The sequence below is a fragment of the Dysgonomonas sp. genome (assembly GCF_035323175.1).
Lineage (GTDB): Bacteria > Bacteroidota > Bacteroidia > Bacteroidales > Dysgonomonadaceae > Dysgonomonas.
The window spans coordinates 125,396-138,949 of record NZ_DAOKYH010000007.1 but is presented as its reverse complement, the minus strand read 5'-3'; the positions used below and the strand labels follow the sequence as shown (position 1 = coordinate 138,949).

15 protein-coding genes are annotated in these 13,554 nt (G+C 41.3%); 8 read left to right on the top strand and 7 right to left on the bottom strand.

The window, feature by feature from the left end; translation table 11 throughout:
• The 3 genes from PKC55_RS10455 to PKC55_RS10445 are packed head-to-tail and all read right to left on the bottom strand — an operon-like array spanning position 1 to position 1,567.
• Positions 1-216, bottom strand: a complete 216-nt coding sequence (locus PKC55_RS10455) for a PRTRC system protein C (RefSeq protein WP_291124610.1) — start codon at positions 214-216, stop codon at positions 1-3.
• An 18-nt stretch (positions 217-234) separates the two neighbouring features.
• A complete protein-coding gene (locus tag PKC55_RS10450) occupies positions 235-993 on the bottom strand; it encodes a PRTRC system protein E (RefSeq protein ID WP_291124612.1) in 759 nt (252 codons plus the stop codon).
• Positions 994-1,036: 43 nt separating this feature from the next.
• Positions 1,037-1,567, bottom strand: a complete 531-nt coding sequence (locus PKC55_RS10445; protein ID WP_291124615.1) for an antirestriction protein ArdA — start codon at positions 1,565-1,567, stop codon at positions 1,037-1,039.
• 405 nt (positions 1,568-1,972) lie between these two features.
• Between PKC55_RS10445 and PKC55_RS10440 the strand changes: the two genes are divergently transcribed.
• Together PKC55_RS10440 and PKC55_RS10435 are read left to right on the top strand one after the other, a co-directional pair.
• On the top strand, positions 1,973-2,203 hold the full coding sequence (locus PKC55_RS10440) for a hypothetical protein (RefSeq protein ID WP_291124617.1): 231 nt from the start codon (positions 1,973-1,975) through the stop codon (positions 2,201-2,203).
• Positions 2,200-2,508: a type II toxin-antitoxin system RelE/ParE family toxin gene (locus tag PKC55_RS10435; protein WP_324372942.1), complete on the top strand. Its 309-nt coding sequence runs from the start codon at positions 2,200-2,202 to the stop codon at positions 2,506-2,508. Before PKC55_RS10440 ends, PKC55_RS10435 begins: the two co-directional genes overlap by 4 nt.
• Positions 2,509-3,473: 965 nt before the next feature.
• Here PKC55_RS10435 and mobC read toward each other — a convergent pair.
• The 4 genes from mobC to PKC55_RS10415 all read right to left on the bottom strand — a co-directional run bounded on the left by mobC (position 3,474) and on the right by PKC55_RS10415 (position 7,516).
• Positions 3,474-5,480, bottom strand: coding sequence for a conjugal transfer protein MobC (gene mobC / locus PKC55_RS10430; protein ID WP_291124619.1), 2,007 nt, complete (start codon positions 5,478-5,480; stop codon positions 3,474-3,476).
• A 32-nt stretch (positions 5,481-5,512) separates the two neighbouring features.
• Positions 5,513-6,772 carry a conjugal transfer protein MobB gene (gene mobB / locus PKC55_RS10425; RefSeq protein WP_291124621.1) on the bottom strand — a complete coding sequence of 420 codons (1,260 nt, stop codon included), beginning with the start codon at positions 6,770-6,772 and terminating at the stop codon, positions 5,513-5,515.
• A gap of 61 nt (positions 6,773-6,833) precedes the next feature.
• A complete protein-coding gene (mobA, locus tag PKC55_RS10420; RefSeq protein WP_291124623.1) occupies positions 6,834-7,250 on the bottom strand; it encodes a conjugal transfer protein MobA in 417 nt (138 codons plus the stop codon).
• A 134-nt stretch (positions 7,251-7,384) separates the two neighbouring features.
• Positions 7,385-7,516 carry a hypothetical protein gene (locus PKC55_RS10415; protein WP_291124625.1) on the bottom strand — a complete coding sequence of 44 codons (132 nt, stop codon included), beginning with the start codon at positions 7,514-7,516 and terminating at the stop codon, positions 7,385-7,387.
• Positions 7,517-8,113: 597 nt separating this feature from the next.
• Between PKC55_RS10415 and PKC55_RS10410 the strand changes: the two genes are divergently transcribed.
• From PKC55_RS10410 to PKC55_RS10385, 6 genes are all read left to right on the top strand, one after another.
• The gene (locus tag PKC55_RS10410) at positions 8,114-8,878 is read left to right on the top strand and encodes a ParA family protein (protein WP_291124627.1); all 765 of its coding nucleotides are present in this window, start codon (positions 8,114-8,116) and stop codon (positions 8,876-8,878) included.
• Between the two features lie 5 nt (positions 8,879-8,883).
• Entirely contained in the window at positions 8,884-9,339 is a 456-nt protein-coding gene (locus PKC55_RS10405) for a DUF3408 domain-containing protein (protein WP_291124629.1), read from the top strand.
• Positions 9,340-9,343: 4 nt separating this feature from the next.
• Entirely contained in the window at positions 9,344-10,072 is a 729-nt protein-coding gene (locus PKC55_RS10400) for a DUF4122 family protein (RefSeq protein ID WP_291124631.1), read from the top strand.
• Between the two features lie 337 nt (positions 10,073-10,409).
• The gene (locus PKC55_RS10395) at positions 10,410-10,703 is read left to right on the top strand and encodes a DUF4134 domain-containing protein (RefSeq protein WP_291124633.1); all 294 of its coding nucleotides are present in this window, start codon (positions 10,410-10,412) and stop codon (positions 10,701-10,703) included.
• Between the two features lie 19 nt (positions 10,704-10,722).
• Entirely contained in the window at positions 10,723-11,052 is a 330-nt protein-coding gene (locus PKC55_RS10390; RefSeq protein WP_291124635.1) for a DUF4133 domain-containing protein, read from the top strand.
• Positions 11,049-13,550 carry a TraG family conjugative transposon ATPase gene (locus PKC55_RS10385; RefSeq protein WP_291124637.1) on the top strand — a complete coding sequence of 834 codons (2,502 nt, stop codon included), beginning with the start codon at positions 11,049-11,051 and terminating at the stop codon, positions 13,548-13,550. Before PKC55_RS10390 ends, PKC55_RS10385 begins: the two co-directional genes overlap by 4 nt.
• Positions 13,551-13,554 lie beyond the last annotated feature (4 nt).

Sequence of the window (13,554 nt, the reverse complement as noted above, 5' to 3'; positions counted from 1 at the left end):
TCATCCTTTAGTTCCGATTACACTTGTAAACAGATAGACATACTTATCATCCTTGTATTCGGGGCCTTTAACCGTTGCCGTTGTTAATTCGGGATAGAGGGATGAATAAAACAACTGCACATTCTCCACCGTCATTTCAGGATTCGGGTCGGATATGACGACACCGCTTTCTTCTATACGGAACTCACGTTCTATTTCTTTTATTTCCAATGCCATAATTCTTTGTATTTTTAATTATTGATTATTGTTGTTACCTTGTTGCTGTTGGAAAGCCATAAACTGTTGGAACTGAGCGAGCATTTCAGGGGTCATACCGCCCATAGCCGGGGCAGCGTCTGCGGATTTCTTCTCTTGGGCGACCGGTTCATTATTCTTAAGAACCTGTTCGAACATATCTACGGCTGAAACGGCTGCTCCTGTGGTATTATTCCCTGCCACAGGTTCAATTTCTGCGGATAATCCGTACTGTGGCACAACAGGTTGAATATCGGCCTCTTTTACTGTAGCGGTTGAGTCCGACTCTGCGGCAAACAGGTTTCCCTGCATAGTCTTTTCCTGAAGCGCGGCAATCTTACTGATGATTTTCTGGTTGTATTTATCCAGTTCAAGTACCTTATTATAAGCAGTCAACGCTTCCTTCGGTTTATCCTTTTCCAATGCCTCGGCATCCTTAATCATTTTATTGACCTTATCGTTCTTCTCCTTCAATGCCTTGGATTCCGCAGCAGCTTTCTCCGTTTTTTCCTCAAAATCAGCCATATTCTTCAACATGCCCGATACTTTCCTTACAGGATTGGAAATAGCCGTTATAAATCCGGCATTAAGTTCTTCCGGAGTACCCTCCAGGTTCAAAGGTGTAAAATGATTTTGAGCCTCATCCTTTACTTTTTCCGAGCGTGGAAGGATACAGACTACCAGCTTTCCGCCTTTTTTCATCAGGGAAATGGACAGGATCTGTCCTTCATCCATCATGTCATAAAAATTTTGAAACATACTTATTTGTTTTTATTGTTAGTAATATGGATCCAATGATCCTTCAAGTATTCTTAAATACATAACCATCCCGGAACACAAACATGCCGTCGAAAAGCATCCACGTATATGCTTTCAGGTTAAAACCGGATTCACCGTCCGGGATGATCGACATTCGTTCCCGGGCATAATGTTGTCCAAACTGCTCTTTAGTCCGGTAATAGCCTTCGTAACTATAGCGGAACTTGTCTTCAAGGCTCTCCGGCTCAATCTCGCCCAGATCAGGACGAAACACATCCAGCCATGCTGAGAAAGCTATTTGCTCATTCTCCGGCAAGCCGGATACGAAACGTACCAATGTAAATAATTCAGGGCAGATCCATGTTTCAGAGATATATACTCCGGGAATATTTTCATAATCGAAATAGAAGACTTGCTTATCCGTTACACGCAAATATTCCTTACAGGTATTCTTAAAGGCTGTCATGTCTTTATAGTGGATCAGTTCCAGCCGGACTCCCTGAGGATAGCTTCCATCAGCCGGCTTTTGTCTACAGACATATACACTGGCTCTTGTCAAATCTGTATTTCCCATCTTCTTCCTTATTTATCTATTTATGAGCCGCAGGCTCTTATTTTTTGAGGACGGGAAAGGGCGTGTTCAGGGTCAGGCAAGTTTTTTAAGGAAAATACAACCCGCAGCCTCCAGGCAAGGTGTGGAGATTTTCCTTCAAAAATGAAATGGAACTTGACTGCCCGGTCAAGACACGCCGGATATCTTTGCCGTAAAAAAATAAGAGCCTCGGCTAAAAGTTATTCTCACCTATCAACCATTCATTTATAAGATCGGGTAAGCAGGAAGCGGGTTGGGGATAGCCTGTCTCTCTGTTTACATAAAAATGCCTGCATCAATAACTTGAATAGCAATTTTTCACATATAAAATAAGTAGATCTGTGCGTTAGTCATTATATTTGTAAAAATAATTTATAATATAGTGACATGAGCACAATAAGTTTAGAAGCAAGAAAAAGAATGATCGCAGAGAATATCCCCGATGTAGACGATGCTTCCGCACTTGAAAGGATAGAGGAAATTATTAAGAAGTTCTCCAAACCGGTAAACCGTTTTACAGTGGAAGAACTGGAGGAGCGCGTTGAAAAATCTGAGAAAGCGATAACAGAAGGACGGGTATATACAACGAATGAAGTCCGGAAAAGATTAGGCCTGTGAAGGCCAGGGTTATTTGGACTGAACCTGCACTCGATGAGCTTGCATTAATATATCAATACCTGCTTGATAATACCAACATTACAACAGCTAAACGAGTTATCGAAGATATATTAAATACCGGGCAATTAGAAGCTTTTCCTAAATCCGGAGCAGTTGAACCCAATCTAAAAAGATCAGGGAAAGAATACCGATATATTCTGCGAGGTCATAATAAGTATAAGGTTATTTACAGGATTACTGACACCGTAATTTATATTACAGACATTTTTGATTGCAGAAAAGACCCGTCTTCTATAAAAATATAAAAATCTCACAATACGGCAAGACGCTCATTAAAAGCTATTTATCAACAAGCATACGTTTCTGGTTATAAATACGCAATATATACACTATATGCCCTGTTCTTCCTCATTTTTACTTCCACATCAAAAATACAGGAACTATTTTGAATTTAAAGAGCGAACTTCCTCACAAACGGATATCTGAAAAGATAGATGACACACATCTTCAGTCCTGGTATTCTAAAATTTAGAATTTTTGATCCTGCAATGTTGAATAAACACAACCATATATAATCAGATAAGCCGTTTGAAATTCAAACGGCTTATCCTCCGGCAAATGAACAGAAAGGAATAGCCATTTCTTTCCATCGTGTATATCTGTTATTTCTAAAAATAAAAAGCGGAAAGGTATCACCTATCCGCAGAACAGGGAGTCGAAGCCCCAAACGTACAAACAGGAACACCCCCCGCAATATCAGGGAGTATTCACTTGTTTTCAGGTACGTTTTATTTTTTGTTTCGACTTTTGTTCTGCACCTAAAACAGCAAATACTTTACTCTTTTATTATATACAGGCAAAGATAAAAAATAAAAAGGATAAAGGATAATTCAGATAAAAAAGATAAAGGCAACTCTCAAAAGAAGAAGGCGAAAATACACTAAATATATGCTGAGGAAGAGCCAGCAGCTTTTGTTCCCTAAAAATCCGTTTGCACATGACAATATTATACCCTTTCCCGTTATGCGTCGGAAGTGGCTTTGCATGCTATGTCCCTTTGGCCCTTCAAAAGAGTGTTCGAATCGTCAAATTTATACAAAAAAATACACACCGGCACAGTGTGGATTTTTTTGTATACCCTGCAAGGGCCTGAATTTGACCGGTGACGAACACAAATTATACATTCGCCAAAGGGATCTAGCGCAAAGGCACTCCTTGTATATGGGAATGTGCAAACTAAAAAAAGCCTTTTTTATTGGGTATCTGTCTGCTATTCTTTCTTTATCAGATGTTGCAACTCCGGATCTTTTGTAATACGATCCAATTCATCTTCTATTATTTTTTTTACTTCTATTCTCACCCGGTCATAATTCAAGGAGATTTGTTCTTCCATCCGGTCGACACCCTGACTGTCTATAAAGTTTACAACTTCGGGAATAGGAACATACCGGCTCGTCTCTTCTTTAACAGCATCGTTATCAATAACGATTTGTGCATGGAATATTTTCTGATCGATTCGTTCGTCAAAGTTATCGGATACTGCTCCTACAAACATTCCTTGTGTCAGGTTGGAGATCTTAGAGGCTGGAATCAATGAATCGAGTTGCGTACTGATCGAGGTCGAGGTATCCTGACGGTTTATTGTCATCGACTGGCGCTTTTGCAGGACTTTTCCGAACCTTTCCGAGAGGTTCTTGGCTGTTTCCCCGACCACTTGTCCACTGAATATATTCCCAACCGTATTTTGGATTACTTTGGATTCTTTATCTCCATAGTCCCGTATCAGCTGGCTATAATCCTGAAAACCCAGGCAGACAGCAACTTTATTACTACGTGCAGTTGCAATCAGGTTATCCAATCCCCGGAAATAGATAGTCGGAAGCTCATCGATAATGACCGAACTTTTTAACTGCTTTTTCTTATTAATTAGTTTTACAATGCGGCTGTTATAGAGCCCGAGTGCTGCAGAATAAATATTCTGCCTGTCCGGATTATTTCCTACGCATAAGACTTTCGGTTCATTGGGATTATTGATATCGAGCGTAAAGTCATCACCGGTCATGACCCAATACAACTGAGGGGAGATCATTCTGGAAAGCGGTATTTTGGCCGATGCAATCTGCCCCTGCAACTGATCCTGAGCGCCTCCTTCCCAAGCATCCATAAAGGGTGAAAGGTAGTTTTCGAGTGCAGGATAAGAGGTCAGGATTGTAAAAATATCGGCATACTTTTTATTCAGGAGCTCAATGGCATGGGGAAAGGTGCAATATTTTCCTTTTTCATAAATTTTCAAGAACCAGATAATCGAAGCCAATAAGATGATAGGCGATTCGACAAAGAAATCCCCCTGCTTCTGGATCCAGGAACGGTTTAAATTTAACATGATCGTATAGGCTGCCTCATAGGCATCCGATATGTCAGTCATAAAATCCGGATTAATCGGATTACAGCGGTGGGATTTTCGCGGATCATCGAAATTAATGACATAGAACTTAGGCTTTACCCGGTAGCAATCCATATTATTTATTAGTGTATTATAAGCGATAACACTTAGATCATCAAACTTATAATCGTAAATATACATGGAGAATCCTTTCTTTATGTGTTGTTTTATGTAGTTATTAACGACAGCATAGGACTTGCCGCTACCCGGAGTCCCCAATACAATCGTTGCCCGGAACGGATTGACCACATTGATCCAACCGTCATTCCATTGTTGCTGATAATAAAATTTTGTCGGCAGATTTACGGAATACTCATTTTCCATCAGGCGGGTTTCCTGCATGAAGGATTCATTCTCCGTATTGAAAACATCTTCCATGAGCGTGTTCTTCAACAGACGGCTCATCCATAACCCGGCTACAAGGAGAAGAATATATCCTGTTGTCAGGGTAAATATATACAGGCTTGCATTTGCTTCCAAGGGCAAGGGTAGTACTAGTATCCACCAATTCAGGAAAAAAAACAGAAAACCGAAAAATAAGCATACATATATTTTATTCCAGGTGATCTTCTCGTTCTTGACTCCTTTGGTTCCCAAGCAGGACAAGGCCAGGAAAACGACACAGAACAGTTTTGTCCATAGAAGGTTGGAAAACAATCCTGCCGTATGCTGGAAGTTCAGTAATATCCGGTCAATAACACCGATATTAATTCCCCATTTAACTATACAACTGTAGCAATACCAGTAGATATGGATCACTGCGAATAAAATACTCAGGGCACGCATGAATTCCATCACTTTTGCCAATCCTCTTAAATCATCTTCATTCTGCATATCGTTTATTTTTAATGGTTTATATATTTATACTACATCCTACGCCTGTTACCGCGTTTTTTCTTTCGTCTGAGCATCTGCTTGAAAGCCTCTTCCTCAGCGTCATAAGCCGAAGAATTGAGGTAAAACACTCCGAATATTTCATCGACGGAGGCAGGTACACCAAAGGCCGGAATATCTTGTCTGCCCGGGTCGGAAAACTGTTGCCTCATTTCGACATCTACTTTATTAACAACCTGATTATCATTAAAGAACATATTGAATACATTTGCGGAAAATTCTTTTCCCAGCCTCGATCCGTTGAAAACGATCTTGTTATTGTGGTCGATGAAAGTCACACCGTATATCCTGCCTGTCTCGTTCTTACGGAAAACGACATCCATATTATTCCGTTTCAGCTGTTCCGAAAACTGTTTTTCATCCTTCGTGTTTTTCATCGCTTCAGAAATCCGTTTTTTTGCTCCGGGAACGAGAAAGCCTTCCGATTTGATCTTTTTAGCTGCCTTATCCATCTTCCGGGATAAAGCATCATAGCCTGCAAATTTTCCGATACGGGAGGATTTGATCGCTGGGCCTGCAAGTTCACCGGCTTCATCCATTGCGTTATAAATAACTCCCCGGTACATATTGCCGGCTTCTTCCCCTTTAACCTGCCGACAGTGGATGTTATAGCAGGAAAGCAGGGCGTTGAATTCTCCGAATGACTGGAAGCGATAGTCATCCAGCAAGCTTTGAAGGGTATTGGAAATTTGCCTTTTCAGGTCATTGCATCCATATTCAACCTTTTTCAAATAATATACCGACTCTTCCTTTTCCAGATCGTCTATCTGTTTTAAACCATATTCTTTCTCCAGCTCCCGGCAGGCCTGCATGGAACGTTTATAGTCATAGCTGTCATTTATCTTCTCCCCGTTTTCCCTGACCCGTACTGACACGATATGGATATGTTCGCGATCGATGTCACGATGTTTATATACGATATAAGGCTGCCCCTTATAGCCCATTTTTTCCATATAACTGTCTGACAACAGGACGAGCTTTTCATCCGAGAGTTGATCTTCCGGGGAAGGGTTTAGAGAGAAATGGGCGACCGGTGTTTTTAACGCCATGTTGGCTGACAGATAATCTTCAAATGACCGGAGGATTAGTCCGAAGTTTATAGCCTGCGAGCCGGATACATCGTGGATCATGTTATGGGTATGCATGACCGAGGCTGTACCTGCTTCGACTTTCTCATGGTTGTATGCTACAACCCCATAGATTGAAGAACCATATGCTATTTTTGCAATCATTTATACTGCTATTTTCCTGTCTGTCAGGGTTTATAAAACTCCATTCACTCTCTTTATCCGGCTATTTCTGCCCGTATTCTTTCGCCAATTCAATGACCGCCTTGGTAATTCCGATCAGTTGGAGCGTTGCTTTTTCCAGGCGGTAAAGCATTGCCAACGCGCGTTTCTCCGCGAAGTTTTTCTTGATTGCCTTGACCGTCTGGTTGTAATTGACCCCTATCATCCTGTATTGTTCATAGATATTGGTCAATCTCATATAGAAGTCTTTCGACACTTTATCGATAACGACAAGCTTCATCTCACGGTTGAAAAGCATCGCTTTGATAAACGCGGTCTTGTTCTTTTGTCCGGATTTGCGGAACAAAGACAAGAATTGTTCGTTCTCCGCAGCATTGAGTTTAATGCTGTATTTATAGATTGCAGGATCATCACTGACCTTCCTGCCCGGCTTTTTCCTTTCTTTTTTATCTGTTTCCATCCTATTATCCGATTGTTATCTGTTTTCAACTCAGGCTTTCCGACTTTGGAGGAAAGCCACCCCAACCGTCAGGTTGGGCAAGTTTGTTTTGGGGAGCCGGAAATATTCCGGGCGGACCAAAACATAACTTGCTGTTAGCAGGGGCTAACAGAATCTGCCTGCCGGCATATTACCTCCGGACCTTTTATCGGGTATCGTGTGACTGGTAGCGAGGTCTGTTCCGGATTTTTCCCTTTCTGCACCTTATTTAGTTTCAAATTTTTCATAATCTGAGGGTTATTTTTTGTTTTTGAATCTATGTCACCCGCAAAGTTACACTCATAAAAAACTGAAACAAAGTTATTTGCGTAGGACACAAGAGGTCACAGGCGGACAGATACGGCCATTTCTCCAAAGGGTAGATTATTATTTGCTCTTTTGTGTATTATTCAGCGGTTTAACGGTTCAATCGTTTTCCGGTTTCTGTGGTTCTGCTATTTAATCATTCTGCGGTTTACGAGTCTGGCCGCTTAATCATTAAAGGATATCACCGCCCGGCATGTTAACGATCCGACAGCTTAGCCGTAAAGTCGGCAAATAGTTCAATCACCCATTCGTCTGTCGGTTGGGTTATTGAAATATTCAGCCGCCAGACAGTCGGGTAATTGTATCGTAAGGCTGTGAGATAAAAGAATAGCCGGATAAGTTAGCAACAGGTTCATAGAATCGTTAAACAGCACGATTATCCAATGGGGTAGCCATGTAACGGCTAACTGATCCGATGATGCTGTTGTTTAGCGGTTCAGCCGTTGAATAACCGGGTAACTAAACCATTAAACGGCTGAATTAATTGTAATTAGTAGTAATGCATTTAAAAAAACGTCATGAAAAAAGAAACTTTATTTATTGCCATTGGCAACCAAAAGGGAGGTGTCGGTAAGTCTGCGATAACAACCTTGCTGTCAAGTTACTTATATTTTAACATGGATAAGAACATCCTGGTTATCGACAGCGACTTTCCCCAACATTCGATTTACAACATGAGGCTCGATGACCGTAAGACCGTAGAAGAAACTCTGGAGCTACAAATCGCGCTGGCAAAACAGTTCGATATCTATGGTAAAAAAGCTTACCCGGTCGTAAAAGCCGCTTCCGAAAAAGCATTGGATGAAGCATACAGCATTACCGGAGCCTCCGATGCACAAATAGATGCTGTCTTATTCGACCTGCCGGGTACTGTCAACAATGCAGGGATTATCAACCTGATACTGAATATGGATTATATATTCATCCCGATCACTGCCGACAAGCGGGTACTCCAGAGCAGCCTCGCCTTTATACTTACTATCCGGGAATACATGAAAGCCCTGGACGGAAAGATAAATCTGAAGCAGGCATATATGTTCTGGAACAAAGTGGACAAGCGGGAGCATACGGAGCTCTATGCCAATTTCAATAAAATAATGAAGGCGGAAAAAATCAATCTGCTAAAAACGCAGATACCCGACACAAAGCGGTATAACAAAGAATTATCCGCTGCCAGGCCCAGTGTATTCCGTTCTACCCTGTTCCCCCCGGAAAGGAGGCTTTTGATAAACAGCAACCTGGATAAATTGGCCGAGGAAATATGTTCCATCACTAATTTATAAAAATTATGGCAAAGATAAAAGACAGAATACAGGTCGATGAAGAGAAGATTAAAATGATGATGGCCGGGGAGATTCCGAGGAAGGCCGATCCCGAAAAAGACGTCATTTCCGTCATTTCCTCCGGAGATTCAGAGACAAAGAGCGCCGCAGATATTCCCCCGGTGACAAAACAGGAAGATAGTGACCCGGATATCCAGGAAATGGCAAAGAACAGGCGAAAGAGAAGCAGGCTTACTTATTCCGATATTTTCCTATGCAGGCCGGAAATAGTACCAAGGCGGGCAAGTACCATACAGATCGACGAGGAAAATTACCGGCAAATCATGAGGGTAATCAAGACTACCGATAATTTCAGCATTGCCGGTTTTATCAACAATGTCCTTGCTCACCATTTTGAACAATATGGGGAACAAATCGATGAGATAGTGCTTCAGTTTATAAACAGGTTATATAAAAAATAAAAATATGAAAGCATTATTTATTTGCATAGTTATCATACTTCAGGCTCTGAAGGTATTCCTTATAGCACTTAAGAAATTGCTGTTCCTATTCCATGAGGCAATATCCCGCTCTTTGAATTGTACTGGCCGGGTACTGCGGATTTTGTATATCAAAGCATACCGACTGGATAAAAATAAGAAAAAAGAGAAAGCCGGCAAGTTGCAAACAGCGCCAATACCCCGGATGGCTATTCAACATGAAGGAAAGGAAAATATCGTCGGATTAACGAAAACAGAATTTATCACGGAGTTACCCAAACTAAGATCACAGAAACCTTTTCTGAGTGTAGCCTTGGAGACAGAGCCGGTATATGTGGAAGAAGAAGAGGATATACTACCTGATGATATCGATATGGATACAGCTGAAGACATCCGGAAAATGCTGGAGGAAGAAGATCCCGAAATGTTTTCCCATGAGAATGACATGGTATCGGAAGAAGTGTCCACAGGAGTAAGCTTTGAAAAGTTGACGGAAACATTCAATGTGTTATCTGCAGATATGATAAACCCGGAACAGGAAAAAGCAGCGGCGGATGTCCTGCTGACAATAGAGGGAACCGGATTTATGTCCATATTCATGTTACAGGCTCAATGTGCTGCCAAAGCAAAAAAACTGATGGATAGCATCGGGGAGGGACAGGAACTACACATTCCTAAGAAACAAGAGGGTTTCGACATGAGTAAATATATCTGATAACAGGAATTTTGACTCGCATGAAAGAGGGCCGTGTCGCAAGGCACACCCTCTTTATTATTTCAGATCAAAATTACATAAGTATATGCTAAAATTGTCAATCAAAGAATCAACCGGTGTCCGGAAACCTTATCACAAGAACCGAGAATTTTAAAAAACAGATTTCTGATAAATCGTCGTCGAAGAGAACACTCTATTATACAAACTCAATTTAACACCACAGAACGGACACATGCGGTTATAGGCAGACACATAAGGACAATCTTATATATTAAGTATTTACGCAATATATTTTTGATATCGCAATTCATTTTTGTTTAATTAAAACTTATTTGCGATGAAAAAAATCATTCTTCTTTATGCAATGTTCTTTACCGTTATCGGTGTATTTGCACAAGGTAACGGCATGCAGGGTATTACGGATGCTACCAGCATGGTAACTTCTTACTTCGATCCTGCAACCAAGTTGATCTATGCAATCGGTGCCGTAGTCGGTCTGATCGGGGGCGTCAAAGTTTACGGGAAATTTAGCTCCGGTGATCCCGATACTTCAAAAACTGCCGCATCCTGGTTCGGTGCCTGTATCTTCCTCATTGTAGCAGCCACTATCCTGCGCTCATTCTTTCTTTAATCTTATTAAGAAAAGAAGTATGGCTGAATATACAATAAATAAAGGGATTGGAAAACCAGCAGAATTTAAGGGGCTGAAGAGCCAGTACCTTTTCATATTTGCCGGAGGATTGCTGTCGGTATTCATTGTGTTTGTCATCATGTATATGATAGGCATCAGCCAGACAGTATGTATAGGCTTCGGAGTAATTAGTGCCGCAGTTCTGGTCTGGTCGGTTTTTCACCTGAATGAAAAATACGGGGAACATGGCCTGATGAAAAGAATGGCACTGAAAAACCATCCGCGATATATCATCAACCGTATTGCTTTCAGACGGATATTCAAAAACGCTAAACCCAGAAAACAATGAGAAACATATTAAAAGCAGCCACACTGGAAAGTAAATTTCCTTTGTTATCGGTCGAACAGGATTGTATCATCTCAAAGGATGCGGATCTGACAGTAGCCTATAAGGTGGAACTGCCGGAACTGTTTTCCGTAACCTCCGCTGAATATGAGGTTATGCATGCTTCGTGGCTAAAAGCAATAAAAGTACTTCCCGATTATTCGATCATCCTTAAACAGGACTGGTTTATACAGGAAAATTACAAACCGGAGGTACAAAAGGAAGACCTGAGTTTCTTAAGCCGTTCTTTTGAAAGGCATTTTAATGAGCGCCCTTTCTTGAATCACACTTGTTTCCTGTTCCTGACAAAGACAACCAAAGAACGGATGCGTCAGCAGAGTAATTTCAATACGCTCTGCCGTGGATTTCTCGTACCGAAGGAAGTACAGGATAAAGATACAGCGATAAAGTTTCTGGAAGCGGCTGAACAGTTTGAACGGATTATCAATGATAGTGGATTCATCAAAATAGAGCACTTAGGTAAGGATGATATTGTCGGTACGGATAATAAGCCAGGTATTATTGAAAAATATTTCTCTTTATCACAGGAAGATACCACTTGTTTACAGGATATAGAACTTCAGGCGGGAGAGATAAGGATAGGTGATAAATACCTGTGTCTGCATACGCTTTCGGATGTTGATGACCTGCCCTCAGTCGTGGAAACAGATATCCGTTATGAACGTCTATCTACTGACCGGAGTGACTGCCTGTTATCCTTTGCTGCTCCTGTAGGGGTACTCTTAACGTGTAATCACCTATATAATCAATATATTTTTATAGATGATCCGGAGGAGAACCTGCGACGATTTGAAAAGAACGCACGTAATATGCACTCATTATCAAGGTATAGCAGAAGTAACCAGATCAATCGCGAGTGGATCGAAGAGTATCTCAATGAAGCACATAGCTACGGCTTGACATCGGTGCGTTGCCACTGCAATGTTATTTCATGGGCTGATGACAGGGAAGAACTTAAACGCATCAAGAATGATGTCGGTTCCCAGTTAGCTTTAATGGAGTGTAAACCCCGGCATAACACTGTTGACCTGCCTGCCCTTTTCTGGGCAGGCATACCGGGCAATCAAGCGGATTTTCCCGCTGAAGAAAGTTTTTATACTTTTCTGGATCATGCCCTATGCTTTTTTACTGAAGAAACAAACTATAAGAGTTCATTATCTCCTTTCGGGATAAAAATGGTAGACAGGATAACAGGTAAGCCACTACATCTGGATATTTCCGATCTCCCTATGAAACGCGGGATCATCACGAACCGTAACAAGTTCATTCTAGGGCCTTCGGGTAGTGGCAAATCTTTTTTTACCAACCATATGATCCGCCAATATTATGAACAGGGGACACATGTCCTATTGGTTGATACTGGTAATTCCTATCTCGGACTATGCAATCTGATCAATAATAAGACGGATGGAAAGGACGGAGTTTATTTCACTTACACGGAAGAAAATCCGATTGCTTTTAATCCATTTTATACCGATGATGGGGTATTCGATATTGAAAAAAGAGAATCTGTCAAGACACTTATCCTGACATTATGGAAGCGCGACGATGAATCCCCGACACGTGCGGAAGAGGTCGCCCTTTCAAATGCCGTGAACCTTTATCTGGAGAAATTAAGATCGGATAAGTCCATTATTCCTTCATTCAATACATTCTACGAGTTTATATGGGATGACTATATAAAGATATTGGAAGAAAAAAAGACACGGGAAAAGGATTTTGATGTCTATAATTTCTTAAATGTGCTGGAGCCGTATTATCGCGGAGGAGAATATGACTATTTGTTAAATTCGGAAAAGCAGCTCGATCTCTTAGGTAAACGATTCATTGTCTTCGAGTTGGATAACATTAAGGATAACAAGGTTCTGTTTCCGATTGTCACTATTATCATCATGGAAACCTTTATAAACAAGATGCGGAGATTGAAAGGTGTCCGTAAGTTAATATTGCTGGAAGAGGCTTGGAAAGCCATTTCCAAAGAGGGCATGGCAGAATATCTGAAGTACCTTTTTAAAACCGTCAGGAAGTTTTTTGGAGAGGCAATCGTGGTGACCCAAGAGGTTGAAGATATTATCTCCTCTCCTATCGTCAAGGAATCCATTATCAATAACTCGGACTGCAAGATACTGCTCGACCAACGTAAATATATGAACAAGTTCGATGCCATACAGACCATGCTCGGGCTTACCGACAAAGAAAGGGCACAGATACTCTCCATCAATATGGATAATGATCCTTCCCGGAAATACAAAGAGGTTTGGATCGGACTCGGCGGGGTGCAATCGGCTGTGTATGCGACAGAGGTTTCTATGGAAGAGTACCTGACTTATACGACGGAGGAAACAGAAAAACTGGAACTGTTTCAACTGGCGGAAAAGTTGGGTGGAAATATTGAACTGGCCATTAAGCAGTTGGCTGAAAGCAAACGAAGTAAAAACTAACAAA

What these genes read in the sequence shown, in the direction of transcription:
- PKC55_RS10455 (WP_291124610.1), bottom strand. Translation starts at nt 216, where the DNA reads ATGGCATTGGAAATAAAAGAAATAGAACGTGAGTTCCGTATAGAAGAA.
- PKC55_RS10450 (WP_291124612.1), bottom strand. Translation starts at nt 993, where the DNA reads ATGTTTCAAAATTTTTATGACATGATGGATGAAGGACAGATCCTGTCC.
- PKC55_RS10445 (WP_291124615.1), bottom strand. Translation starts at nt 1,567, where the DNA reads ATGGGAAATACAGATTTGACAAGAGCCAGTGTATATGTCTGTAGACAA.
- PKC55_RS10440 (WP_291124617.1), top strand. Translation starts at nt 1,973, where the DNA reads ATGAGCACAATAAGTTTAGAAGCAAGAAAAAGAATGATCGCAGAGAAT.
- mobC (WP_291124619.1), bottom strand. Translation starts at nt 5,480, where the DNA reads ATGCAGAATGAAGATGATTTAAGAGGATTGGCAAAAGTGATGGAATTC.
- mobB (WP_291124621.1), bottom strand. Translation starts at nt 6,772, where the DNA reads ATGATTGCAAAAATAGCATATGGTTCTTCAATCTATGGGGTTGTAGCA.
- mobA (WP_291124623.1), bottom strand. Translation starts at nt 7,250, where the DNA reads ATGGAAACAGATAAAAAAGAAAGGAAAAAGCCGGGCAGGAAGGTCAGT.
- PKC55_RS10415 (WP_291124625.1), bottom strand. Translation starts at nt 7,516, where the DNA reads ATGAAAAATTTGAAACTAAATAAGGTGCAGAAAGGGAAAAATCCGGAA.
- PKC55_RS10410 (WP_291124627.1), top strand. Translation starts at nt 8,114, where the DNA reads ATGAAAAAAGAAACTTTATTTATTGCCATTGGCAACCAAAAGGGAGGT.
- PKC55_RS10405 (WP_291124629.1), top strand. Translation starts at nt 8,884, where the DNA reads ATGGCAAAGATAAAAGACAGAATACAGGTCGATGAAGAGAAGATTAAA.
- PKC55_RS10400 (WP_291124631.1), top strand. Translation starts at nt 9,344, where the DNA reads ATGAAAGCATTATTTATTTGCATAGTTATCATACTTCAGGCTCTGAAG.
- PKC55_RS10395 (WP_291124633.1), top strand. Translation starts at nt 10,410, where the DNA reads ATGAAAAAAATCATTCTTCTTTATGCAATGTTCTTTACCGTTATCGGT.
- PKC55_RS10390 (WP_291124635.1), top strand. Translation starts at nt 10,723, where the DNA reads ATGGCTGAATATACAATAAATAAAGGGATTGGAAAACCAGCAGAATTT.
- PKC55_RS10385 (WP_291124637.1), top strand. Translation starts at nt 11,049, where the DNA reads ATGAGAAACATATTAAAAGCAGCCACACTGGAAAGTAAATTTCCTTTG.